The 24,655-nt window shown below is 65.8% G+C and carries 14 protein-coding genes; 9 read left to right on the top strand and 5 right to left on the bottom strand.

The genetic code is table 11. The features are described from left to right. Nucleotides 1-191: 191 nt before the first annotated feature. The 8 genes from IZU87_RS12175 to betT all read left to right on the top strand — a co-directional run bounded on the left by IZU87_RS12175 (nt 192) and on the right by betT (nt 13,622). Nucleotides 192-1,550, top strand: a complete 1,359-nt coding sequence (locus IZU87_RS12175) for a GntT/GntP/DsdX family permease (RefSeq protein WP_043334321.1) — start codon at nt 192-194, stop codon at nt 1,548-1,550. A gap of 367 nt (nt 1,551-1,917) precedes the next feature. Then, on the top strand, nt 1,918-3,282 hold the full coding sequence (locus tag IZU87_RS12170) for an efflux RND transporter periplasmic adaptor subunit (RefSeq protein ID WP_213114668.1): 1,365 nt from the start codon (nt 1,918-1,920) through the stop codon (nt 3,280-3,282). After that, nucleotides 3,279-6,404: an efflux RND transporter permease subunit gene (locus tag IZU87_RS12165; RefSeq protein WP_249330576.1), complete on the top strand. Its 3,126-nt coding sequence runs from the start codon at nt 3,279-3,281 to the stop codon at nt 6,402-6,404. The genes IZU87_RS12170 and IZU87_RS12165 overlap by 4 nt, the downstream gene beginning before the upstream one ends. Continuing rightward, nucleotides 6,401-7,819 (top strand): ATP-binding protein, encoded by a 1,419-nt coding sequence (locus IZU87_RS12160; RefSeq protein ID WP_213114667.1) that lies wholly within the window; start codon nt 6,401-6,403, stop codon nt 7,817-7,819. Before IZU87_RS12165 ends, IZU87_RS12160 begins: the two co-directional genes overlap by 4 nt. 33 nt (nt 7,820-7,852) lie before the next feature. Continuing rightward, complete coding sequence (locus IZU87_RS12155; RefSeq protein WP_052384687.1) at nt 7,853-8,596, top strand: response regulator; 744 nt, start codon at nt 7,853-7,855, stop codon at nt 8,594-8,596. Nucleotides 8,597-8,795: 199 nt separating this feature from the next. Next, the gene (locus tag IZU87_RS12150) at nt 8,796-9,191 is read left to right on the top strand and encodes a hypothetical protein (protein WP_213114666.1); all 396 of its coding nucleotides are present in this window, start codon (nt 8,796-8,798) and stop codon (nt 9,189-9,191) included. Between the two features lie 256 nt (nt 9,192-9,447). Beyond that, nucleotides 9,448-10,620 carry a Spy/CpxP family protein refolding chaperone gene (locus IZU87_RS12145; RefSeq protein WP_213114665.1) on the top strand — a complete coding sequence of 391 codons (1,173 nt, stop codon included), beginning with the start codon at nt 9,448-9,450 and terminating at the stop codon, nt 10,618-10,620. Between the two features lie 962 nt (nt 10,621-11,582). Then, nucleotides 11,583-13,622: a choline BCCT transporter BetT gene (gene betT / locus IZU87_RS12140; protein WP_043334330.1), complete on the top strand. Its 2,040-nt coding sequence runs from the start codon at nt 11,583-11,585 to the stop codon at nt 13,620-13,622. Nucleotides 13,623-13,804: 182 nt separating this feature from the next. Here betT and IZU87_RS12135 read toward each other — a convergent pair whose 3' ends face one another. The 3 genes from IZU87_RS12135 to ptsP are packed head-to-tail and all read right to left on the bottom strand — an operon-like array spanning nt 13,805 to nt 19,679. Next, nucleotides 13,805-15,583 carry a PTS fructose-like transporter subunit IIB gene (locus IZU87_RS12135; protein WP_213114664.1) on the bottom strand — a complete coding sequence of 593 codons (1,779 nt, stop codon included), beginning with the start codon at nt 15,581-15,583 and terminating at the stop codon, nt 13,805-13,807. Beyond that, nucleotides 15,580-16,623, bottom strand: a complete 1,044-nt coding sequence (locus IZU87_RS12130) for a 1-phosphofructokinase family hexose kinase (RefSeq protein ID WP_213114663.1) — start codon at nt 16,621-16,623, stop codon at nt 15,580-15,582. The genes IZU87_RS12135 and IZU87_RS12130 overlap by 4 nt, the downstream gene beginning before the upstream one ends. Next, nucleotides 16,623-19,679: a phosphoenolpyruvate--protein phosphotransferase gene (gene ptsP / locus IZU87_RS12125; RefSeq protein WP_213114662.1), complete on the bottom strand. Its 3,057-nt coding sequence runs from the start codon at nt 19,677-19,679 to the stop codon at nt 16,623-16,625. Before ptsP ends, IZU87_RS12130 begins: the two co-directional genes overlap by 1 nt. Nucleotides 19,680-20,067: 388 nt before the next feature. Here ptsP and cra point away from each other — a divergent pair, with 388 nt between their 5' ends. Next, nucleotides 20,068-21,075, top strand: coding sequence for a catabolite repressor/activator (gene cra, locus IZU87_RS12120; RefSeq protein WP_213114661.1), 1,008 nt, complete (start codon nt 20,068-20,070; stop codon nt 21,073-21,075). Nucleotides 21,076-21,160: 85 nt separating this feature from the next. On the opposite strand, the gene IZU87_RS12115 is transcribed toward cra, so the two are convergent. Then, nucleotides 21,161-23,854, bottom strand: coding sequence for an ATP-binding protein (locus IZU87_RS12115; protein WP_213114660.1), 2,694 nt, complete (start codon nt 23,852-23,854; stop codon nt 21,161-21,163). Nucleotides 23,855-23,905: 51 nt separating this feature from the next. Next, complete coding sequence (locus IZU87_RS12110) at nt 23,906-24,562, bottom strand: putative pterin-binding protein (RefSeq protein WP_249330575.1); 657 nt, start codon at nt 24,560-24,562, stop codon at nt 23,906-23,908. Between the last annotated feature and the right edge of the window lie 93 nt (nt 24,563-24,655).

The following is a 24,655-nucleotide window of genomic DNA, read 5'->3' as shown; positions in this document are numbered from 1 at the left end:
CGACTGCCCGTTGGCGGACAGCCAGCTGCCAGACGCGACAGACTTTTGTCCCTCATGCACCTTTCGGATCATTGCGTAAGCGTTAATGTTACCGGTAACTTTCATCCTGCACGACCCACGACGCCTCACACAATACGCCTTTGGGCAATGGCCGATGATCACGCCGTTGCCAGCCGCAAGAGTTCGCCATCATGTCCCCAGATAGCACCCTCGTCCTTGCCGCCCTCGGTGGCATCCTGCTGCTGCTTTACCTCGTCATGCGCCTGCGCCTGCATGCCTTCGTTGCCCTGCTGGTGGTGAGTCTGGGGGTCGGACTGGCCACCGGCATGCAGCCCGACGCCATCATCGACTCCGTCACCAACGGCATGGGCAACACCCTGGGCTTCGTTGCCACCGTGGTCGGTCTCGGCGCGATGTTCGGCAAGATGCTGGAAGTGTCCGGCGGTGTCGATCGCATGGCCAACACCCTGCTGGGGCGCTTCGGCACCTCACGCTCGCAATGGGCGCTGGCGCTGACCGGCTTTCTGGTCGCGATTCCGGTGTTCCTGGATGTCGCCTTCATCATCCTGGTGCCGCTGGTCTATGCGCTGGCACGCCGCAGCGGCCGCTCGCTGCTCTATTACGGCATCCCGCTGCTCGCCGGTCTTGCCGTGACCCACTCCTTCATTCCGCCGACCCCGGGGCCGATCGCGGTCGCCAAGCTGATCGGTGCCGATCTCGGCTACGTCATCCTGTTCGGCGCGCTGTGCGGCCTGCCGGCGATGATCGTCGCGGGGCCGATCTTCGGTCGCTTCATCGCGGCGCGCATCGACGCCAGGATCCCGGATTACATGGAAAATACCGGCAGCGTGATGAGCGATGAAGAGGTCAATCAGCGCGCCCCGGGCTTCGGTCTGATCCTGTCCATCGTGCTGCTGCCGCTGGCGCTGATCGTGCTCAACACCGTCTCGGGCTTCCTGTTCGGTGACGACAGCCCGCTGGTCGGCTGGCTGGGCTTCCTCGGTCACCCGTTCGTGGCACTGAGTCTGGCCACCCTGATGGCCTTCACCCTGCTGGGCACACGCCGCGGCATGACGCGCGAACAGGTGATGGAAGTCGCCACCAAGGCGCTCGAACCCGCCGGCATCATCATCCTGGTCACCGGCGCGGGCGGCGTCTTCAAGCAGATGCTGATCGATTCCGGGGTCGGTGACGTGCTCGGCAACCTGATGGCTGACAGCAACCTGCCGCCTATCCTGCTTGCCTTCCTGATCGCCACCGCCGTGCGTGTCATCCAGGGCTCGGCCACCGTGGCGATGATCACCGCCGCCGGCCTGATGGCCCCGGTGATCGATACGCTGGCACTATCAGGCCCGGTACTGGGGCTGGTGGTAATCGCCATCGCCAGTGGCGCCACCGTGCTCAGTCACGTCAATGACTCCGGCTTCTGGCTGGTCAGCCGCTACTTCGGCCTCACCGAGAAGGAAACGCTCAAGAGCTGGACGGTGATGGAGACCCTGATCGGCGTGATCGGCGTCTGCATGGCGCTGCTGATCGGCCTGTTCATCTAGTTTATCCCGTTCATCCAGTTCAACTATTTCAACTATTTCAACTACTGAAATCTGGCCTGCCCGCGCGGTTCAGCCAGGCTGACAGGAGGGTTCATTCGTCAGCAGGCGCCGCCCGCCAGGCGCACTCGTGAAAAGCTGCCACTTCGTGTGGCAGCTTTTTTTGTGGGGCGCCAATCACGCAATGGCAGATTGCGTCTGTTGCACGCTATTTCCCATTTTGGCATTGCGCCTGAATGGCATCATGCGATCATCCACCCATTCGTCTGCCTTTCATGGCCATGATCCACCGCCCGCTCTGACCGACGCCAAAGCGACTGGCCAGAAGACGGCTGCGCATCAGGCCAGTCACTTTTCGTTCGGAGTCCGCATGGACCATAGCCCTGAGACGCCAGCGTCGTCTTCCGCGTCGCCCGCCCCTGCCGGCCGCCCCGCACCCTCCTCGCGGCGCCTGATCTGGATGCGCCTGCTGGCGCTGATCATTCTCGCGCTGGCGATCGCGCTGGCCGCCTGGTGGATGAATCATCGCCCCGGGGCGCCGAAGCGTGCCCCCAGCGAGGCGCCTGCTCCCACGGTCGAGGTGGTGACGGTCAGCCATGCCGCCAACGCCCCGACGCTTGAGGGCTTCGGCCGCGTGATCGCCGATCGTCAGACCACGGTCTCCACGCGCGTCAGCGGTCAGCTGGCGCCCTTCCCCGAAGGCATCGAGGCCGGCCGCGAAGTCCGCGAGAACCAGCTGCTGGCCAGCCTCGACCAACTGGATTATCAGCTGGCACTGCGTCAGGCCGAGGCGGATCTCGCCACGGCAGAAGCCAGCCTCGCCTCTGAAAAGGGCGAGCAGATCCGCGCCGCCTCTGAATACAAGACCTTCGGTCGCAATCTGCCGGCGGCTCAGAAAGCGCTGGTCCTGCGCGAACCTCAGCTCAAGTCGGCCCAGGCCGCCGTGGAAAGCGCCCGCGCCAGCCGCGATCAGGCCAAGCTCAATCTGGCCCGCACCGATATTCGCGCCCCCTACGACGGTCTGATCAGCGAGCGGCTGGTCGGCGAAGGCAGCGACCTCAACGCCTTCACCGACCTGTTGACGCTGGTGGCCACCGACCGCTTCTGGGTGCGCCTCAATCTGCCGCAGGCCGACATGGAATGGCTCTCAACCCACGCCCGTGATGGCCAGGGCACGCCGGTACTGCTCTCGAGCAAGGCCTGGCCGGATGGCCAGCATCGCCGTGGCGAAGTGTGGAGCGTGCTGCCGTCGCTGGAAGACAACGGCCTGCTGACCCAGGTGATGGTGGCGGTGGAAGACCCGCTGGCGCTCAATGTCTCCGAAGAGGCGCGCGCCAGCACCCCGGCGCTGCGCATCGGCGATGTGGTCGAGGCGACCCTGACGCCCCAGCGCACCGCCTCGCTGATCGAACTGCCGATCAGTGCGCTGCGCAGCGGCCAGCAGGTCTGGGTGCTGACGGAGGACGGGCATCTCGAGAAGCGCTCGGTAGGCGTGCGCCATCTGGGCAATGACACCCTGCTGGTCGCCGACGGTCTGGTGGACGGCGAGCGCGTCATCACAAGCTCCCTGAGCAGCGTCGAAGCCGGCATGGCCCTGCGCGCGCGCGGCGATGCGGCGACGCCGACCGCCAAGACAACTGATGCCAAGGCGGCTGACGAAAATAGCGCCACGATTGCCGACAAGAGCACCGCAGCTGCCGACAAGAACGCCACGACCACCGGAAGTGACTCATGACGGCACAGTCGCGCCTCAAGGGCCCCATCCGCTGGATGCACGATCATGGCGTCGCCGCCAACCTGCTGATGCTGTGTCTGATTCTCGGCGGCCTGCTGATGTCCAGTCAGATCAAGAAGGAGGTCTTCCCCTCCTTCGAGCTCGAGATCATCAACGTCAGCGTCAGCTATTCCGGCGCCACGCCGGATGAGGTCTCCGAGAGCCTGTTGCAGGCGATGGAGTCCGCGGTACAGGACGTGGAGGGCATCGAGGAGATCACCGCCACCGCCGAGGAAGGCCTCGGCTCGCTGTCCATCGAGCTGCAGGACGGCGTCGAGACCATGCGCGCCTATCAGGACATCCAGCAGGCCATCGACAGCATCACCACCCTGCCCGATGAATCCGACCCGCCCGTCTACTCGCTGGCGGGCCGCTCGCGCAGCGTGATGGAGCTCAAGCTGCATGGCCAGACCGATGACCAGACCCTGCGCAATGTCGCCGAGCGTCTGCGCCTGAGCCTGCTCGACAGCGACGACATCACCAAGGTGGAGCTGACCGGCATCCGTGACCGCGAGGTGCATGTCGCGCTGGAGGAAGGCGCGCTGCGTCGCTATGGCCTGTCGCATCAGGATATCGCCGGTCTGATCGGCAATCAGGCCCTCAACCTGGCCGGGGGCAGCCTCGACACCCAGCAGGGCGAATATCTGGTGCGCTATGAGGCGCGGCGCGACGGCGCCGCCGAGTTCGCGCAACTGCCGGTGATCTCCAGCCAGGAAGGCAATGTCGTGCGCCTGGGCGATATCGCCACCGTCACCGACGGCTTCGCTGACAGTGACAAGGAAGTGCTCTACGATGGCGAACCGGCGATCGGTCTCGACATCTATCAGGTCGGCTCCCAGACACCCAACGAGCTGTCCGCCGCGACCATGGCGATGCTGCCGCAATTGACCGCCAGCCTGCCGCGCGGACTGACGCTGAGCGTCGAGGACGATGATTCGCTGGTCTATCAGGACCGTCTGGAGCTGCTGCTCAAGAATGCCTGGATGGGGCTGGTACTGGTGCTGGTGCTGCTGGGGCTGTTCCTCGAGGCGCGTCTCGCCTTCTGGGTCACGCTGGGCATTCCCACCGCCTTCCTCGGCGCGATGCTGTTCCTGCCGCTGGTCGGCGTGTCCATCAACATGATCTCGATGTTCGCCTTCATCATCGCGCTGGGCATCGTGGTCGATGACGCCATCATCGTCGGCGAGAACATCCACTCGCACCGCGAGCGCGGCGCCAGCATGCGCGAAGCCGCCATTCTCGGCGCGCGCGAGATCGCGGTGCCGCTGGCGTTCTCGATCCTGTCCAACATCGTGGCCTTCATTCCGCTGCTGTTCCTGCCCGGCTTCCTCGGGCTGGTATTCGGCATCATTCCGCTGGTGGTGATCAGCATCTTCGCGCTGAGCTGGATCGAGGCGATCTTCATCCTGCCCGCGCACCTGGGCCACACCAGTGAGAAACCGATCCGCTGGCTGGCACCGCTGGACCGCGTGCGCCATGGCGTCCAGCACGGGCTCGAGCGCTTCACGCGTCGCCGCTTCCAGCCCTTCCTCGAAGGGTGCCTGAACTATCGTGGCCTGACCGCCATCTGCGGCCTGGCGCTGCTGGTGCTGGCGATGGCCTGGATGGCCAGTGGCCGCCTCGGCTTCTCGCTGATGCCGCGTGTCGAGTCCAACCGTGCCGGCGTCACCGCCAACCTGCCGGTGGGCAGCCCGATCAGCCAGGACCGCGAAGTGCGCACCCTGCTGCTGGACGCGCTGGAGCGGGTCCGTGAGCGCGACGACGCCCCCGCGATCTATTCCACCAGCGCCGAGATCGAAGGCAACTCGCTGAGCATCATCGCCAATCTGGACACCACGGTGGAGGACAACTGGTCGCCCTCGCAGCTGATCACGGCCTGGCGTGAGGAAGCCGGCTCCATCGCCAATACCGAGTCGCTGCTGTTTGAATCCGATATCGGCGGGCCGGGGCGCGGCGCGGGCCTCACCATCCGCCTCTCCTCGTCTGACAGTGGCGCGCTGATGGCCGCCGCCGAGTCGCTGGCGACGTCGCTTGAGGATTACAGCTCGCTGTCGGACATCGACAGCGGCCTGGATGACGGCAAGCGCGAGCTCTATCTGCAGCTCAATGCCTACGGTCGCTCGCTGGGACTGGATGGCGCCACCCTGGCCAATCAGCTGCGCGGGCCGCTGTCCGGCGCGACCGCCCTCAAGCAGCAGCAGGGCCGCAACGAGGTCGAGGTCAAGGTGCTGCTGCCCGAAGACCAGCGCGCGAGCCTCGCCCAGCTGGAGAACTTCGGCGTGCAGACCGGCAACGGCGTCAGCGTGCCTCTGGGGCTGGTGGCCGACATCGAGCAGGGACGCGCCGCGTCCAGCATCCTGCGCATCGATGGCCGCCGCGTGATCGAGGTCACCGCCAGCGTCACCCCGTCCGACGCGGTCAGTCAGGTGATCACCAGTCTGGAAAGCGATGTCTACCCTCAGCTGAAGAGCCAGTATCCGAGCCTGAGCATCGGCTATGGCGGGCGTCAGGAAGAGACCGCCGACAACCTGGGGTCACTGCAGGTGTCGTTGCTGCTGACGCTGGCGGCACTCTATCTGCTGCTGGCGTTGCCGTTCAGAAGCTATCTGCAGCCGCTGCTGGTGATGACGGCGATTCCCTTCGGTCTGATCGGCGCGGTCATCGGCCATCAGCTAATGGGCTATGGCCTGTCGGTGATCAGCCTGATGGGCATGCTGGCGCTGTCGGGCATCGTCATCAACGACGCCCTGGTGCTGATCGACTACGCCAACCGCCAGCGTCTGGCCGGCGCCACTGCGCGTGAGGCGATCATCATGGCGGCCACACGACGTCTGCGCCCCATCCTGTTGACGACGCTGACCACCTTCTTCGGTCTGGCGCCGATGATCTTCGAGACCTCGCGCCAGGCACGCTTCATGATCCCGATGGCGGTCTCCATCGGCTTCGGCATCCTGTTCGCGACGGTGATCCTGCTGATCCTGGTGCCCTCGCTCTATCTGTTGCTGGAAGACCTGCAGCACAATCTGCGACGCCTGCTGGGGCTGCCGCCCCGCACCCCGCGTCATGAGGAGCAGCCATCATGATGCCCGCCGTCACCGCCTGGCGCTCACGGCTGTCCGTGCGGCTGTTCGTGATCCTGCTGCTGACCAATGTCGTGATCGGCGGCAGCATCTACATGTTCATCTCCCACAGCATGGACAGAGGGTTCGCGGAGTATCTGGAGCAGACCCAGCAGGAGCGCATCGAGCTGATCTCGTCCGATCTGGTCAGCGCCTACGCCGCGGAAGGCAACTGGGACTGGATGAAGAGCCGGCGCAACTGGGGGCGCATCGTGCATTCCCAGGCGCCGCCGGACAGGTTCGAGATGCCGCCGGGCGCCAACATGAATCGCCCCCAGGACTACATGCTGCGCGATACCCGCGGCCAGCGCCTCAATGGGCCGCCGCGCCCCATCCCCGGCATGCGGTTCAAGGACCTCAAGCTGAACGGCGAGAAGATCGGCGAGCTGGGCTACCTGCCGGTGAGTGAATTCCTGCGCCGCGGCAAGGACCAGTATCTGGAGCGTCAATCGCGCAATCTGGCGACCATCATCCTGTCCTCCACCTTCGCCTCGCTGCTGGCGGCGGCCGGTATCGCCTGGTGGCTGGGCCATCGGGTGCGTGACCTCGCCAGTGGCGCCAGCCGTCTGTCGAGCGGCGACTATGCCACCCGCCTGCCGGTGCGCGGGCGGGATGAGCTGTCGCGGCTGGCCGGCGACTTCAATGCGCTGGCGCAGACGCTGGAGACCAACCGCGATTCGCGCCAGCGCTGGGTGAGTGATATCTCCCATGAGCTGCGCACGCCGCTGGCGGTGCTAAAGGGCGAGATCGAGGCCATGCAGGACGGTATCCGCCCGATGAGCCAAGACAGCCTCGGCTCGCTGGAGCAGGAGGTGGATGCCCTCAACCGCCTGGTGTCGGATCTGCGCCTGCTGGCCCAGAGCGATGCCGGCACCCTGGAAGCCTGGCGCGAGCCGCTGGAGCTGGATGCCCAGCTCAGCGATAGCCTGGACGACCTGCGCGGCTGGCTGGAAGACAGCGGCATCCAGCTGGAGACCGACATCCAGTTGCCGCTGCGCGTGCAGGGCGACATGCAGCGCCTGCATCAGCTGTGGAGCAACCTGGCCAGCAACACCCGCGCCTACACCGACTCGCCCGGCAAGTTGAGGGTCAGCCTGCTGCGCGAGGCCGCCGCACCCGGGGATGGCGCCGGCCACCCAGGCTGGGCGGTCGTGCGCTGGGAAGACTCGAGCCCCGGCGTGCCAGAGGCCGAGCTTGCCCACCTCACCGAGCGCCTGTATCGGGTCGAGAACTCGCGCAACCGCTCCAGCGGGGGGTCAGGTCTGGGCCTGTCGATCGCCAGCGCGCTGGTCAGTGCGCATGATGGCCAGCTGGTGCCGGGCCAGTCATCGCTGGGCGGACTGCGATGGGACATTCGCCTGCCGCTGTTGTCTACTTGAAACAGTCATTTTCATCTGCAAGGACTCTTGACCATGAGCGACGTTCACGCCGACACCACTGACGCCCGGGCCGAGACCCAGAAACCGCTGATTCTGGTGGTGGAAGACGAGCCCAAGATCGCAAGCCTGCTGTGCGATTATCTGGACGGCAGCGGGTATCGCACCCGGCATGTCGACGACGGCAACGCCGTCATCGCGGCGGTCAATGACGAGACACCCGCCCTGGTATTGCTGGACCTCATGCTGCCGGGCACCGACGGCCTGACCCTGTGCCGTCAGCTGCGGGCCGAGGACAATCTGCTGCCCATCGTGATGCTGACCGCGCGGGTCGAGGAAGTGGACCGCCTGCTGGGGCTGGAGCTGGGCGCCGATGACTACATCTGCAAACCCTTCAGTCCGCGTGAGGTGGTGGCGCGCATCAAGGCCGTGCTGCGTCGCAGCCAGGCGCTTGATCAGACCCTCTCGCAGACCTCCGACAAGGGCCAGCTGGTGCTCAATGAGGAAGGTTGGCAGGCACTGGCCGATGGCAGCGACCTGGGCCTGACCGCGGTCGAGTTCCAGCTGCTCAAGGTGATGATGCAGTCGCCGGGGCGCATCTTCTCCCGCGACCAGCTGATGGACCACATGTACCGCGACCACCGCATCGTCTCCGAGCGCACGGTGGATTCCCACGTCAAGAAGCTGCGCCGCAAGATCGCCAATGTCTGGCCGGAGCGCGACGTGATTCGCTCCATCTATGGGGTCGGCTACAAGTTCGAGCCTGACGTGCTGGACTGATATCTCGCCTCGCGCAGGCCCTGAAACCTTTCAGAAACATGACAACCGCCGTCTGTGACCACAGACGGCGGTTGCGTTTTTGTTGCACCCACGGTGCGAACTTGCTGTCCAACTGCGACGGATACTGTCATCACTGCCTAAGTGAGAGCCATTTACTGCTGCTCAAGCGCGGGTCTACGCCACAAGTGAGGTATTCGTCATGTCCCACAGTCCTGCCAATCGTGCTCTCTCCCGCACTCGCCTGATCGGTGCCGGCGTACTGAGCGTCATGCTGATGGCATCACCGCTGAGCGTGACCAGTGCCAGCGCCGCCGATGTCTCGCTGAACGTGCTGCTGGATGGCATCAGCCTGAACGTCAGTCAGCGTGCCACCCTCGACAAGCAATATCGCCACTATCGCCAGCAACGTCAGGCCGCTAAAAGCCATCACGACGCCAAGGCACTTGCCAAGGCGCGCAAGGCCTACCTGGCCGATGTCGATCGCGTCCTGAACCGCCATCAGACCCAGCGCTTCCACCAGCAGTTCGACCGCCACTATCCGGCGAACGCCCAGGCTAACGCCAAGGCGGCGAAGAAGCGCCACCACGGCGGCTGATGGCAGCCGCGTCTGAGCGCCCCGGGTTGAAACCTGGCGTCATCACCTTGATCAAGGACTCAGTCCCTACAGGATTCAGGCCACAAGATCACGCTGCAGAACGACGACATAGAAAAGACACAGCAAGCCGTTGCATGTTCCGCCCAGGCGCGTTGCACGCAACCCCATGAAACGTTGCACAATGCCGGCACATTCACTGCTGATAATGCTCTTATCGCTTGATTCCGGCCCTTTATCTAGACACTCGGAGTACGCCATGAACCGCATTTCTCGCAAGCTCATCGTTTCCGGTCTGCTGACCGCCCTGGCACTGCCGATGACCGCCGTGGCCTCAAGCAACGACAAGCACCATGACGGCGCCGACCGCAAGGAAGGCCTCGACAAGATTCTCGCCAGCTGGCATCTCAGCGATGAACAGCAGCAACAGCTCGACGCACTCAAGCAACAGCAGATGGAAAGCCGCAAGCAGCTCAAGGAGCAGAAGTTCGACTCCCGCGAAGCGCGCCGCGACGCCATCCAGGCACAGCGTGAAGAACACAAGGCCGCCCTGGCAGAGATTCTCGACGAGAATCAGGTCAAGGTGCTCGAAGCCTACTGGGCTGCCGGCAAGCCGATGCACAGCAAGCACATGGGCAAGCATGACGGCAAACGTCACGGCGAAGGCAAGCATGCCGACGAGCGTGATGGAGAACGCGGCGGCAAGCACATGGCCGGCGAGCGTGGCGGCAAGCACATGGCCGACAACGGCAAGCAACGCATGCAGCTGATGGGCGCCCTGTTCGACAGCTGGGACCTGGATGACGACCAGTGCAGCGCGCTCAAGGACTCCTTCAAGTCCATGCGTGACGACATGGAGTCACTCAAGAAGACCGACTTTGACTCGCGTGAAGCGCGCAAGGCCGCCTTCGAGGAACTGCGCAAGACCCAGCACGATCGTCTGGCCAAGGTGCTGGATGACGACCAGATCAAGGTGCTGGACCTGATGCACCAGCGTGACAAGCGCGGCCCGAAGATGGCCGACCGTCAGCAGCAGGAAGGCATGAAGGCGCTGCTGGCCAGCTGGAACCTGAGCGATGACCAGATGCAGGCGCTCAAGGAAGTCCGCAAGGAAATGCGTGACGAGATGCATGACAGCATGAAAGAGATGCACGACGACATGCGCGATGCCATGCAGGACGCCGACACCAAGCAGGAGCGTGTCGCCGCTCGCCAGGAAATGCGCAAGGAAATGAAGGAGCAGCGCCTGGAGCTGCGTGAGGAAGGCCGCGAGAAACTCGCCGATGTGCTGTCCGCCGAGCAGCTCGATGCGCTGGAAGCCTTCATGGCCAATGGCATGCGCCATCACGCTGGCAAGCATCATGGTGGCATGAAGGGCGGCGACATGAAGCGCGGCCCGATGCATGACGCCGACCAGTCTGAAGATGCCTGAGTCAGACCATCACCCGGGCAGCTGAAAGCCGGCTGATCGACGGCCCGGCGAGGTAAGAATCGGGCGACCCGCGCCCCGAACACAGCCATTCAACTGCCCTGCTGACGTCACTTTCGCCGCCCCGGCCACGATTCTGTGGTCGGGGCGGCGTCGTTCTGTCCTTTTACCGACAGCGATTTTCCCAGGCACGACACCGCGCCTGCGAGGCTCTGCCATCGGGCCTCGCGGCGACGTGATCGGGACACGAGGATAAGCGAAAGCGACAGTTGCACTGCCTTTTTCCCCAAAGGGGGGTTATATTTTTATTGAACAATCAATTAAAATAATTCTGCAAGGCTTTGAGCATTACACGGCGTGATGATGTGAGTCGCGTTTTCCTGACTGCTGAGCTCCCCTCCGCTGCCGATCTCGACCGGCGGCAGCAAGACGGGATGCCTGCAACCGTCACAGGAAAGCGGACCCGGCAGATGCCGACGAGACTGACGCCTGCCATCCCGGCAACTTCAAGGGAGCAAGCGACGGCGACCGCCACGGACTCGCGAGCAGACACCGGAGTGACCCGCCCCTTCGCGAGAAGGCGGGTGACGTCCAGGGACGCCGAGTAGACGTTCGAAGTGATGAGAGCAGCCCGATGAAGGCCAGGCGTTCCCCAGCGCTCGACCCGCCATCGTTCTTCTGCGGCCAATCTGGCCTGCAGGAAAGGGGCCGCACCACGGTGCGCACCCGGCGTCTCTCATGAATTGCCCATCGGCATTTCTTGCTTGCTGCCCAGCGATGCCCCTGCAATCGCGTCGTCACGGCAGTCGACACTGCCGCTGCTGCAAGTTCCGCCCCGCGCGTGAGCTGAGCACGGCCCGTGCCGTTCGTGTCCGTCTTTTCCTGCACGCCACCCGCAAATTCTGCGGCTGACGGGCAGCTAAGCACCACGCACGAGTGAAACTTCCCCTGATAAGGAGTTGCTCATGCAGAAACCTGCTTCCGCCGAGAACGCCACGCCGTCCTCGAGTCGTATCAACCCGACGGTCTTCTACGGATCGATCATCGGTATCCTCGCCTTCCTGGCCTTCGCGATGCTGTTCACCGAACAGGCCGACGCCTGGATCGGCAGCGCCCTGGGCTGGACCATCGATACCTTCGGCTGGTTCTACATGCTGGCCATCGTCGCCTATCTGGTCTTCGGGGTGCTGATCGCCTGCTCGCGCTTCGGCCGCATTCGCCTCGGGCCGGACGATTCACGCCCGGAATTCTCGCTGCTGTCCTGGTCGGCGATGCTGTTCGCGGCCGGCATCGGCATCGACATCCTGTTCTACTGCATCGCCGAACCGCTGTCCCACTACGTGGCGCCGGTGACCGGTGATCCGCAGACCCAGGCGGCAATCCGCAACGCCATGGTGGAAACCTTCTTCCACTGGGGCCTCTCCGGCTGGGGCATCTATGTGCTTGCCGGCATGTCGCTGGCCTACTTCAGCTACCGCCACCGCCTGCCGCTGGCGATCCGCTCGGCCTTCTACCCGCTGCTCGGCAACCGCATCAATGGCCCGATCGGCAACGCCGTGGACATCTTCGCGATCATCTCCACCGTGTTCGGCATCGCCACCTCGCTGGGCATCGGCGTCATCCAGCTGAATTACGGCCTCAAGTTCATGCTCGGCGTGCCCGAGAACCTCGCCGTCCAGGCCGCGCTGATCATCGGCGTGATGGTACTGGCGACCATTTCCGTGATCACCGGTGTCGAGAAAGGCATCCGCATGCTGTCCGAGTTCAACATGCTGCTGGCCACCGCGCTGCTGATCTTCGTGCTCGCCGTCAGCGACACCTCGCAGCTGCTCAACGCCCTGGTACTCAACGTCGGTGACTACATCACCCAGTTCACCGCCAAGAGCTTCGATACCTACGCCTACACCCCGGGTACCGATGAGTGGATGAGCGGCTGGACGCTGTTCTTCTGGGGCTGGTGGATCGCCTGGACCCCGTTCGTCGGCCTGTTCCTGGCGCGTATCTCGCGCGGTCGTACCATCCGTCAGTTCGTGTTCGGCGCGCTGCTGATTCCGCTGAGCTTCATGATGGTGTGGATGAGCGTGTTCGGTAATTCCGCCATCGACATGGTCGCCAATCAGGACGTCGCGGCACTGGCCACCGAAGCCCTGAACGCACCGCAGAACACCATCTACACCTTCCTGGAGCAGCTGCCCTATTCCACCATCACCACCGCCGTGGTGGCGATTCTGGGTATCGTGTTCTTCGTGACCTCCGCCGACTCCGGCGCCCTGGTACTGGCCAACTTCACCTCCATCCTCAAGGACGTGAACCACGATGCGCCGATCTGGCTGCGCATCTTCTGGTCCGCCATCATCGGCCTGCTGACGCTGGCACTGTTGATGGTCGGGGGGCTGAGCGCGCTGCAGAGCGCCGTGGTGATCACCGCCGTGCCCTTCTCCATCGTGCTGATCTTCATGATGATCGGCATGTACAAGGCGCTGATGATCGAGGACCGCAAGGAGAACGTGCGTCAGGACAACAGCTGCGTCTACGAAGGCGTCGACTGGCATGAGCGTCTGGACCACGTGCTCGACTTCGCCCAGAGCGGCAGTTCCGAGGCGACTCTCAAACGCTCCATCCGTCCGGCCCTCAACCAGCTGGCCGAGGAGCTCAATCGTCGCGGTCAGGTCTCGAGCGTCACCGAAGAGACGCTGGAAGATGAGCCGCTGCCGCGCGTGACGCTGGAAGTCGAGTTCGAGGACGCCTCCAACTTCGTCTACCAGGTGCGTGCGGTGCGCCAGCAGACGCCAAGCTTCATCGACGCCAATGACGACTTCTACCTGCGTCTGGAAGTGCACCTCTCCGAAGGTGGCAGCGGTCAGGAGCTCAACGGCCTGTCGCGTGCCCAGGTGCTCGACGAAGTCGTCACCGCCTACCAGCAGCATCTGGCCTTCGTGCGCCACGATACGGTCAACGAAGCCCCGGCGATGCCGGGCGTGATCGGCAAGTCCGAACTGGACTGATCAAAGTTGGACTGATCAAAGCTGGACTGATCAGAACTGAACTGACCGAAGCTGGACTGAGCCGTCGCTGAGCGCCTGCGCTCGGCCTGCAATGCAAAAGCCCCCGCCGGGAGACCGGCGGGGGCTTTTTGCGTCTTGCCTTGTGCGTTTGCGGCTTGCGTCTTTGCCTGCCTGCCAGCGGCTCAGGTCGCGGCAGCGGTCTCGACCTGCTGTGCGCCCTTCTTGATCAGCGCATAGCCGATACCCGTCACCAGGGTGCCGGCGACGATGGCGCCCAGGTACATCAGCGGCACGTTGATGGCATTGGGAATCAGCAGCACGAACAGCCCGCCGTGCGGCGCCAGCAGCTTGGCACCTATCAACATCGACAGTGCGCCGGTGACGGCACCGCCGACCATGCAGGCCGGAATCACGCGCAGCGGGTCCTTGGCGGCGAACGGAATCGCACCCTCGGAGATGAAGCACAGGCCGAGAATGAAGCTGGCCTTGCCCGCCTCACGCTCCGGCTCGGCGAACTTGGCACGCGCGATGAAGCTGGCCAGCCCCATGCCCAGCGCCGGCACCATGCCGGCCGCCATGATGGCCGCCATCGGTGCATAGGTCTCGCTGGCCAGCAGGCCGACACCGAAGGCGTAGGCGGCCTTGTTGACCGGGCCACCGAGGTCGAAGCACATCATCGCGCCGAGCAGAATGCCCAGCAGCACGGCATTGGCCGAGCCCATCGATTCGAGGAATTCGGTCAGCGTCTCCATCAGCCCCGCCACCGGCGTGCCGACCACGTAGATCATCACAAGACCGGTGACCATGCTCGCCACCAGCGGGATGATCAGGATCGGCTTGAGCGATTCGATCGACTGCGGCAGCTTGACGAAACGGCTCAGCCCCAGCGCGCTGTAGCCCGCCAGGAAGCCGGCGATGATGCCGCCGAGGAAGCCGGCGTCCAGGGTGGCGGCCAGCCAGCCACCGATCATGCCCGGCGTGATGCCCGGGCGGTCGGCGATGGAGTAGGCGATATAGCCCGCCAGCACCGGAATCATCAGCTTGAAGGCCGAGCCACCGCCGATCTGCATCAGCGCCGCCGCCAGGGTGCCTTCTTCCTCGAAGGCCTTGATGCCGAACACGAAGGACAGCGCGATCATCAGGCCGCCCGCCACCACCATCGGCAGCATGAAGGACACGCCGGTCAGCAGGTGCTTGTAGGGGCCGCGCTTCTCGCCCTTCTGCTGACTGCCCTGACCGCCCGCGGCGGTGGCGGATTCCACCTCGGCGCCTTCCAGCGCCTGCTCGATGGTATCGCGCGGCTTCTTGAGCGCGGTGCCGGTGGAGGTCCGCCAGACCCGCTTGCCGGCGAAGCGTGTCGGGTCGACCTCGATATCACAGGCCAGAATCACCACCTCGGCCGCGGCGATCTCCTGCTCGGTCAGCGCATCCTGCGCGCCCACCGAGCCCTGGGTCTCGACCCGCGTCGGGTAACCGAGCGCGCGCCCGGCCTCGCTCAGGGCCTCGGCAGCCATGAAGGTATGCGCCACGCCGGTCGGGCAGGCGGTGACCGCGACGATGGACGGCTTGTGCGCCACCTCTCCACCAGCTGCGCCGGTGGCCGTCGTGCTGACAGTCGCAGCCACATCGGCGATGTCCTTGGCTTCCAGCACGCGGGCGCGGGCCTCGGCATTGGCCAGGAAGGCGGCGGGGTCCGGCAGCGCCTCTTCGATGGGCGCGACATGCACGCGCTTGCCGACGAAACGCTCGAGACCGGCGCTGGTCATCGGCGACGCCGCGACGATCACCAGTTCGGCGGCGGCGAGCTGGGCATCGCTCAGCACCAGTTCACGCTCGAATTGCGAGCGCATGTCGATGAGGGGCTCCCAGTCGCGACGACGGGCGGCCTGCTCCAGGCGGCGCGCCGCCAGGAAGCTGGTCGCCATGCCGCTCGGGCAGGCGGTAACGATGATGACATTCATGGGCGTGGCTCTCCGGCTGTCGCGACCTCGGCACTGGCCAATGTCTCGATGCTGGTGTGTTGTTGGAGGGTTTCAAGCTCCGGGGCGGCGGGATTGCCCGGCCCCGGGTGGGTCACGGCCTCGGCGGAAAGCGCCGTGGCATGACGCAGAATTTGTTCACGCATGGCAGCCGTAGGTGTCGGATGGCAGAGCACCCCATGCAGCATGGCGGCCAGCAGGGTATCACCGGCACACACGGTACTGACCACTCGCATGCGCGGCGGGCGTGCCCGCAGTGTCTCGGCGCCGGGGCTTGCCCACAGCACGCCTTCCGGGCCGGCAGAGATCAGCGCCTGCTCGATGCCGTGTTCGACCAGACTCGCCAGCGCGCGTTGACGGGCAGCGTCGCTCTCCAGCGGCTCGCCCGCCCACAGCGCCAGTTCCTGTTCGTTGGGTTTCACGCCGCTGGGCGGCACCGCCAGACCGGCTTCGAGTGCCGTGCCGCTGGTGTCCAGCCAACAGGCAATCCGGCGTGCACGCACCCGCTGCACCAGGCTCGCCAGCTGCTCGCTACTGACGCCCGGCGGCAGGCTGCCGGCGATGACGACGGCACAGCGCTCTGGGCTGCCCTCGGCCTGCTGACGATCGATCCAGTCATCGATGCGCGCCTCCAGCCGCGTGAAGGCGGCCTCATCGACCTGCATGCCCGCGCCGTTGATATCGGTGACACGGCCACTGGCCTCCCCGAGCTTGACGTTGATGCGGGTCGCGCCCGCGACGCGTTCGAAGGCGTCACTTAGCCCCCACTCGGCGAAGGCGGCCTCGAAATCGGCCTGGTTGTCGGCGCCCAGAAAGCCGCTCAGCGTCACCGGATGACCCAGCGTCGCCAGCACCCGTGCGACGTTGATGCCCTTGCCCGCCGCCTCGAGATGATGGCTGCGCGCCCGGTTGACCTTGCCCGGCACCAGGCTGTCGAGGCCGATGGTCATGTCCAGCGCCGGGTTGAGCGTCACGCACAATACCGGGCAGTCGGCGGCCTGAGGCGTCGTGTTGTCACTCATCACACTGACTCCCGCGGACTGTGTCCATTACTGGCCGCACTACTGTCCGGATTACTGGCCGCATCACTGGCCGCAGCGCCTGAGGTGACCTCGGCAACGGAAGGCTCGCCCTGCTCGAGCAGCGCTTCCAGAGCACTGCGCACGTCTTCCGAGGTCGGCTGGGCCAACGCGATCCGCGCCTGCTCACGCGCCGTGGCCAGGTCCAGCTCGCGCACCCGCGCCTTGACCAGCGGAATCTGGCGGCTGGACACCGACAGCTCATCCACGCCCAGCCCGACCAGCACGCCGACGGCCTGGTCATCACTGGCCAGCTCACCGCAGACGCCGACCCAGGCACCGTGGGCGTGGGCGGCACTGACGGTCATCTCGATCAGGCGCAACACCGCCGGATGCAGACCATCGGCCTGCGCCGAGAGCGTCGCATGGCCGCGGTCGATCGCCAGGGTGTACTGGGTCAGGTCATTGGTGCCCACCGAGAAGAAGTCGACTTCCGGCGCGATGCTGGCCGCCGTCAATGCCGCCGAGGGAATCTCGATCATCACGCCGACCTGCACGTCGCGCACCGGCGGCTGGCCATGTTCGGCCTCATAGGCGGCGTCCAGCTCGGCACGTACACGGTCGACGATGGCACGCGCGCCACGCAGTTCAGCCAGGTCCTTGACCATCGGGAACATCAGGCGAATCGGCCGCGCACCGGCGGCCGTCAGCAGCGCCCGCACCTGGGTCTCGAGCACTTCCGGGCGCGTCAGGGCGAGGCGAATGCCGCGCAGGCCGAGGAAGGGGTTGTCCTCACGCGGCAGCGGCCAGTAGGGCAGCGGCTTGTCGCCGCCGACATCCAGCGTGCGTGCCACCAGCGGCCGCCCCTCGAGCGCATCCAGCGCCTCACCGTACTGGGCGGTCTGGGTGGCGAGGTCCGGCGCCTGCGGGTGCGCCATGAACACGAATTCGGTACGCAGCAGGCCGACACCCTCGGCACCGCGCTCGACGGCGTCGCCGGCATGGGCGGTGTTGCCCAGATTGGCGACCACCTCGACATGATGGCCGTCCAGGGTCGTGGCTGGTGCCATGCGCGACTCCCAGGCGGCGGCCTGACGCTGCTCATGCCCGGCGATCGCCTCTTCGGCACGCGCGCGGCGACTGGCCGAGGGCATCACGCTGACACGGCCTCGTTCACCATCAACGATCAGCTCGCTGCCATCGGCGATCGCCAGCACGCTCGGGCCAGCCCCGACCACCGCCGGAATGCCCAGCGAGCGCGCCAGAATCGCGCTGTGCGAGGTCGCCCCGCCCAACGCCGTGACCAGCCCCCGCACGCGAGTGGTATCCAGACGCGCCACATCCGACGGGCCGATGTCCTCGGTCACCAGCACATGCGGTGTCTCGGGGGCGCTGGGCAGCGGCGTATCGGTCAGCACGCCGAGCACCCGCCGACCGACATCGCGCAGGTCGGCGGCGCGTTCGGCCAGCAGGCGATCGGCGAGGTTCTCCTGGGCACTGGCGGCACTGTCGATGGCCGACCACCACGCCGCTTCGGCGCTGTGCCCTTCATCGAGGCTTTCGCGCGCCGCGGCGAACAGCTCCGGATCGCCGAGCATCTCCTCGTGCATCGAGAGAATCTCGGCCATCTCGGCGCCTTCGGCACGATTGACCAGCGCCAGCAACTGCTCGCGGGCGGTCTGGATACTGGCCACCAGGCGCTCGGCCTCACGATCGGCGCCGGCATCGCTGCGCGTCTCGTAGACGAAGCGCGGCAGGCGCATCACCCAGCACGGCGCGATGGCCATGCCCGGCGAGGCGGCCACCGCGGGCACCACGCTGTCGGCGTCGGGAGCGGCCTGCTGGGTGTCGCCGGTGGCTTGCTGTTCGCTGGCCTCCAGCGGCGTGGCGGCGTCGGCGCGCCAATCGGCCAGCGGCTCCACCGCCTCGCCGAGACCGGCCTGCACCGCGCTCACCATCATGCTCAGCGCCGCCTGATTGGCTGCCGAGTCATCGCCGGAAGCGCTGAAGATCAGCGTCTGGCCGCGGCGTGCGCCCAGCCCCAGCACCTTGGTCAGGCTGGCGGCACTGACCACACCGCTGTCATCGCCTTCCAGTCGCAACGCCGGAATGACGCCATGCTGCTCGCCGGCTTCGCGCGCCGCCTGCACCAGCTGCTTGGCCGGACGCGCATGCAGGCCGTGGGCGTTGAGCAACACGACCTGAGCCAGCTGCGCCGTGGCGGATTCCCCCGACAGCCGCGCCAGCAGGGCGCTGGCCGAAAGGCCCGGCAGGCTTTCGCCCGCGCCCTCTTCCAACAGCGTCAGCAGGCGCTCCAGCAACGGCTGATGCTGGCCCTGCTGGGCATCGACTGCCAGACAGGCCAGCGCAGTGATGCGTCCGTGGCGCGTCTCCAGCGCCTTCTCCGGCGTGACGATGGCCAGCGCCGAGCGGGTGACATCCTGCTGCGACTGCGTCAGCCACACGCCCTGCCCCAGCGCTACCGGTTGGGCAGCGAGCATGGCCGAGATGAAACCATCACTGACACAGCCGGCCTGACGCAGGCGCGCGGCCCCCGCCAGCACCAGCTCGTCACGATCACGCGCGGGGAAGCCGCACAGCAGCGTCTCGGCATCCAGGCGCGGCGGCACCACCTCGCGGCCCAGCTCGCTCAGCACTTCCTCGGCGGTGGTCGCCGAGGCCAGGCGCTCACTGACGCCGTCGCGATCGAGCACGCGCGTCAGCGCGCGCAGGATGTCGAGATGCTCATCGGACTGTGCCGCGATGGTCACCAGCAGGAAGACGCGATTGCCGTCGTGCCACTCCACCCCCTGCGGAAATTGCAGGACACGCACCCCGGTGGCCAGCACGGCCTCGCGGCTGTCCGGCGTGCCGTGGGGAATCGCGATCCCCTGCCCCAGGTAGGTGGAAGACTGGGCTTCGCGCGCCAGCAGGCCCTCACGGTAGTCGGGCGTGGCGCGCCCACCGGCGACCAGGGCATCGGCGGCCTGTTGCAAGGCATCGCGCCAGTCGCTGGCATGGGCGGCGAGAAGGATGTCCTCGCGATCAAGACTGAGCATGGCTGGCTCCTTGAGGCTCCCTTCTGGGTGAGGAGCCTGGATGTTGGCGGTGCGCTGCAAGCGTGTATTTCAGCTGCCGCGACACGTCACTTGGCGAGTTCCGACAGGGTAGCGGCGTCATGGCGTGATGACGAGCATGCTGAATCGTGTCACCTCAATAGGGCTCATGCTGGCCGTTTTCTTGCGCCCGATCAAGCGAACACAAACCGAAAACGTGCTTCTGGTGACTAGACATTGGGTGTAGAGCCGCCTGTGGCGCGGGCTCGAGAGGTGTCGAGCGAGGCGTACCCGGCGCAGAGAGGATTTGCACCCGAGCCCACAAGTGCGCATCATTCCTCGCACATGGAGCACGCAGATCCCGTTCCCCCTTTCCAGCAAGGACAGTGGCATGACCCTGGCAGAAATCGCGCGTCTTGCAGGCGTTTCACGCACCACCGCCAGTTATGTGGTCAATGGGCAGGCACAGGCACGACGTATCAGCCCCCAGACGGTCGAGCGCGTCATGGCGGTGGTACAACGTCATCACTATCGGATCGATGCCCAGGCAGCCGCGCTGAGGCGTGGTGAAAGCCGCACGCTGGGCTTCATGCTGCCGGATCTGGAGAACGCCAGTTATGCCCGCCTGGCCAAGTTGCTGGAGCGCGGGGCGCGTGAGCGCGACTATCAGCTGTTCATCGTCTGCTCCGACGATGAGCCGGAAACCGAGCGCGAGCTGGCACGCATGCTCAAGGCGCGGCGGGTCGATGCGCTGATCACCGCCAGCTGCCTGTCCCCCGATGACCCCTTCTACCGCGAACTGGCGCTGGATGGCTTCCCGGTCATCGGTGTCGATCGCGCGCTGGATACGCGCCACTTCGCCAGCGTGGTCAGCAACAATGAAGATGCCGCCCGCCAGCTGACCGAAGCCGTGCTGGAACACGCGCCGCAGCGACTGCTGTGGCTGGATGCCTTGCCGGAGATCGATATCACGCGGGCGCGCGCCAGCGGCATGCAGGCGGCGCTGGCGCACTATCAGCAGCGCACCGGCAGCAGCGAGCTTGAGGCCACCACCCTGCATGCCGCGCGTTACGAGCGCGAGGCCGGCGCGGCGGCGCTGACCGAGCATCTCCGCCATTCACCGCTGCCGGACGCCATCGTCACCGCCTCCTACACCCTGATGGATGGCGTGCTCGATGTGCTGTTCGCCGAGGGGCCGCCGGCCAATCCGCCCAAGGCGATGGCCAGCTTCGGCGACGACCGCCTGCTCGACTTCCTGCCGCTGCCGATCCATTCACTGCCCCAGCGTCACCAGCAGATCGCCGATGCGACGCTGACGCTGGCGCTGCAGGGCATTCAGGGCAAGACCACGCCCGGCGTGACGCTGGTGGAACGCGAACTGCGCCGCCGCCAGCACTGAGGTGATGTCTGAGGTGATGCCTGAGGTGATGTGCCTGGCCGAGGGCGGCTTTGCTGGCGTCAAACGGTGCTGGCGCCAGGCTTTGCTAGCGCCAGGCTTGACCGGCATCGTGGGCGATGCGGTGATCGCGAATCTCGGCCAGCAGCGCCGCCACCGCGGCCTCGATGCGGGTGCGCGGCGTGTCGGATGCCAGCAGCAGCTCCAGCTGCAGGGCGGCGTCACGCAGCAGGTCGTGATCCAGGGTAGCGGCGCTGCCCTTGAGCAGATGGGCTTCATGCTGCAGCTGCTTCAGATCCATATGATCCACCGCCCGCGACAGGCGCTGGGACTGCTGCTCTAGCTGCTCCTCGAAGGCCGCCTCGAGGGCCGCGATGCTGTCGGCATCCAGTTCATCCCGCAGCGCAGGCGTCGCGGCCTGTGCAAGCTCCGCCGCTGAGCCGCCAGATGTCCACGCCTCTCTAGTGTTCATGCGCGTGTGTCCCCCTTCTGCCCCTTCCCGTTCGATGGGGCCAGCCGCCGACGACTCACTGACATTGTCTGCTTCAGTATCAGCTTCAGCCTCGGCCTCAGTGGCACGCGCCTGGGCCTCATGGATCATGCGACGCCGCGCAGCGGGGGAATCGAGTGATGCCACCAGTGACGCCGCACGCGCGAGTGCCTCACCGGTTTCCGGCGGTGCCTCGAAGTGAGGCGGTCGCTCAGTGGTAGGGGAATAGTTGATCGGATCGAAGGGCTGGGTGCTGGCGAGGGCATTGACGCGCCATTCGCCGAGGTCCTGGCTGCCCGACTGCCAGCGCGCCAGCATGCTGGCGAGCTGCTGACGGCGGATCGGCTTGGACAGGAAGTCGTTCATGCCCGCCGAGAGGCAGCGCGCACGCTCCCCCGCCGCCACATTGGCCGTCATCGCGACGATAAGGCTCGGCGCACGCCTGTCACTGTGCTCCATGGCGCGCCAACGCCGCGCCACCGCAAAGCCATCCAGTCCCAGCATGCGCAGGTCGAGCAGCACCAGCACCGTATCGCGCTGGCGCGCATACCACGCCAGCGCCGCCTCGCCACTGTCGACCGTCGTCACCGTGTAGCCCAGGCCACTGAGCATGGAGTGGGCCACTTCGCGATTGATGTGATTGTCGTCGACCACCAGAACATGCTCGCCACGGCTGAGCGGCAGGGGCGCGGAGGTGAAGGCCGGTCGCTTGAGCGCCGCGGCGCGTGGCAGCGGCAGCTCGAACCAGAAGCAGGCACCCTTGCCCGGGCGTTGCTTGAGGCCCAGTCGCCCGCCCATCAGCTCGACCAGCCGCCGCGAGATCGAAAGCCCGAGTCCGGTACCGCCGAAGCGACGCGCGGTGGAGGCATCACCCTGGGTAAAGGGCTCGAACAGCTGGGCGGCCTGCTCTTCACTGACCCCGATGCCGGTGTCATCGACCTCGAAGCGTACGCGCCCCGCCGGCAATGCCTCGACCAGCAGACAGACACGCCCCTGCTCGGTGAACTTGAAGGCATTGGAGAGCAGATTGAGCAGCACCTGACGCAGACGCACCGAATCGCCCATGACCTGCTCGGGTAGCTGGGCGGAGCGACGGTCATCGAAGACGATGCGCGTGCTGTCCATCTGCGGCAGCAGCAGGTCGATCACGCCATCGATGGCCGTGTGCAGTTCGAAGGGGCGCCGCTCGACGCTGAGCTTGCCGGCCTCGATCTTGGAGAAGTCGAGGACATCATCCACCAGCCCCATCAGCACTTCGCCGCTATCGCGCAGGCTGCTGGCATAGCGATGCGCACTGCTCTGCAGCGGTTCGGCCAGCAACAGCTCACTCATGCCGATCACACCATTGAGCGGGGTGCGAATCTCGTGGCTCATGGTGGCCAGAAACTCGGCCTTGGCGCGACTGGCCTGTTCGGCCCGCGCCGCCTCGTGCTTGAGGGCCGACGACATCGCCAGCATCTGCAGGCGGGCCTGTTCACGCCCGCGGGCCTGCAGCCAGACCTGACGGCAGACCATCAAGGTGGCCAGCAGCATCAGCGCCAGCAGCAGCAACATCAGCTGCACCAGGCTGTCGCGGCTCTGACGCTCGTGGGCCAGCTCCTCGGCCAAGCGTGCGCGTACCCGCAACAACAGCGTCTGGGTGGTATCGGCCAGTGCATCGCTCAGCTTCTGGAACTCCGCCGCCTCGCGACCCTCGGGCCCCAGCACCTGGGAGCGCTGTGCAGCGTCAATGTCTGCGGAAGCGTCGTCAGCCTGGGCGCCCTGCACCGGGCCCGTGCCCTCGAACACCGGGCCATGCCGCCATTTTTCCAGCCGCAGATCGAGATACTCGATCTGGCTCATCAACTCATCGGCGAGCAGCGGCACGGCCGGCAGGGTCATCAGGTGGCGCTGGAAATCCCCCCGCCGGAAGATATAAGTGCGGCTGTAGAGCAGCTCGTAATTCTGCAGCACCTCATTCCAGATGCTGGCTCGATCGGCTGGCCCGCCGACGCGATAGCGCGCTATCGAGGAGGAAAGGCTGACCGCCTCGCGATCCAGCTTGTAGATCGACCAGACGGCGTCGTCGCGGGTGCGGTCTTCCAGACTGACCTGGTTGTGCAGGATGGTGCCGCCGATGCCGATGGAGGCCAGCAGACACAGGATGCTGATCGCCATGCCCAGCCACAGCGGCCAGCGCGCGGGGGAATTGCCGCTTCCGCCCACACCCGACGCGGCAATGCCCTGATCAGCAAGGGACTGATCAGCAGCGGTGCCTGAAAGCGGGGATCTTTCATCCGGCGACTGATTCACTGCATGACTCCGTGTCATCTTGCGCCTGAGGGGTCAGGCGCCAGCCCTCGCTCACTCCAGCGTCAGCCCGGTGACCTGCCAGACACTGCGAAAGCGTACCTGCTCATTGAGCAATTCCGGATGAGCATCGAAGGGATACAGCACGAACAAGGGCCCGAGGTCACGCACCGGCATGCGCTCGCCGTCGCGCCGCGTGGCCAGCAGGACATCGAAGTCCTCGATGTCGCTGAGGGGAATCTCGGCCACGAAGTCATTCAGTGCCCGCACCTTGAGCCCCCTGGCATCTTCAGACACCCGCGCCACCAGCTCGCGCAGCAGCGGGCCGGAGAAACTGACACGCCCCTGGGTCCAGGGGGTGTGGGTGGCCACCACGCGCGACGGCATGGCTTCGAGCATCGCCAGATCAAAATGCGCCCGCGGTGCCTGCAGGGAACCGGCATTGCCACAGCTGACAGCGCCCTCGACCGTCAACACCACCGGCCCGCTGGGCGCAGGCAGGCAGTCATTGGCCGCCAGCACGTGGCGCTCGCCTGTCGCCAGCGGCGCCTCGGCGGCCAGGGCCGCAGGGCTGAAGAGGCTCGCTGACAGGGTTGCGATCAGGCTCGTTGCCAGGGCGACCTTGCGCCAGAGGGAGCTGCGCGAGCCCTGCCCGCGGTTGACTGGCCTGGACTGCGGACTCACGAGGCGCTTCGCCGATGGATCATTCATGCCGGTTTCCCATGCTATTGTGCGAACGCCATGTGCATTCAAGGGCCCAACTTTACGCTAGCTCGCGCATGCTTTGCGAGCCTGCGAACCTCG

Source organism: Cobetia sp. MC34, from assembly GCF_018340035.1.
Classification (GTDB): Bacteria; Pseudomonadota; Gammaproteobacteria; order Pseudomonadales; family Halomonadaceae; genus Cobetia; species Cobetia amphilecti.
This window is presented reverse-complemented; position numbering and strand designations above follow the sequence as displayed.

What these genes read in the sequence shown, in the direction of transcription:
- betT (WP_043334330.1), top strand. Translation starts at nt 11,583, where the DNA reads ATGCAGAAACCTGCTTCCGCCGAGAACGCCACGCCGTCCTCGAGTCGT.
- IZU87_RS12110 (WP_249330575.1), bottom strand. Translation starts at nt 24,562, where the DNA reads ATGAATGATCCATCGGCGAAGCGCCTCGTGAGTCCGCAGTCCAGGCCA.
- IZU87_RS12160 (WP_213114667.1), top strand. Translation starts at nt 6,401, where the DNA reads ATGATGCCCGCCGTCACCGCCTGGCGCTCACGGCTGTCCGTGCGGCTG.
- IZU87_RS12150 (WP_213114666.1), top strand. Translation starts at nt 8,796, where the DNA reads ATGTCCCACAGTCCTGCCAATCGTGCTCTCTCCCGCACTCGCCTGATC.
- IZU87_RS12155 (WP_052384687.1), top strand. Translation starts at nt 7,853, where the DNA reads ATGAGCGACGTTCACGCCGACACCACTGACGCCCGGGCCGAGACCCAG.
- IZU87_RS12145 (WP_213114665.1), top strand. Translation starts at nt 9,448, where the DNA reads ATGAACCGCATTTCTCGCAAGCTCATCGTTTCCGGTCTGCTGACCGCC.
- IZU87_RS12130 (WP_213114663.1), bottom strand. Translation starts at nt 16,623, where the DNA reads ATGAGTGACAACACGACGCCTCAGGCCGCCGACTGCCCGGTATTGTGC.
- IZU87_RS12165 (WP_249330576.1), top strand. Translation starts at nt 3,279, where the DNA reads ATGACGGCACAGTCGCGCCTCAAGGGCCCCATCCGCTGGATGCACGAT.
- IZU87_RS12175 (WP_043334321.1), top strand. Translation starts at nt 192, where the DNA reads ATGTCCCCAGATAGCACCCTCGTCCTTGCCGCCCTCGGTGGCATCCTG.
- ptsP (WP_213114662.1), bottom strand. Translation starts at nt 19,679, where the DNA reads ATGCTCAGTCTTGATCGCGAGGACATCCTTCTCGCCGCCCATGCCAGC.
- IZU87_RS12170 (WP_213114668.1), top strand. Translation starts at nt 1,918, where the DNA reads ATGGACCATAGCCCTGAGACGCCAGCGTCGTCTTCCGCGTCGCCCGCC.
- cra (WP_213114661.1), top strand. Translation starts at nt 20,068, where the DNA reads ATGACCCTGGCAGAAATCGCGCGTCTTGCAGGCGTTTCACGCACCACC.
- IZU87_RS12135 (WP_213114664.1), bottom strand. Translation starts at nt 15,583, where the DNA reads ATGAATGTCATCATCGTTACCGCCTGCCCGAGCGGCATGGCGACCAGC.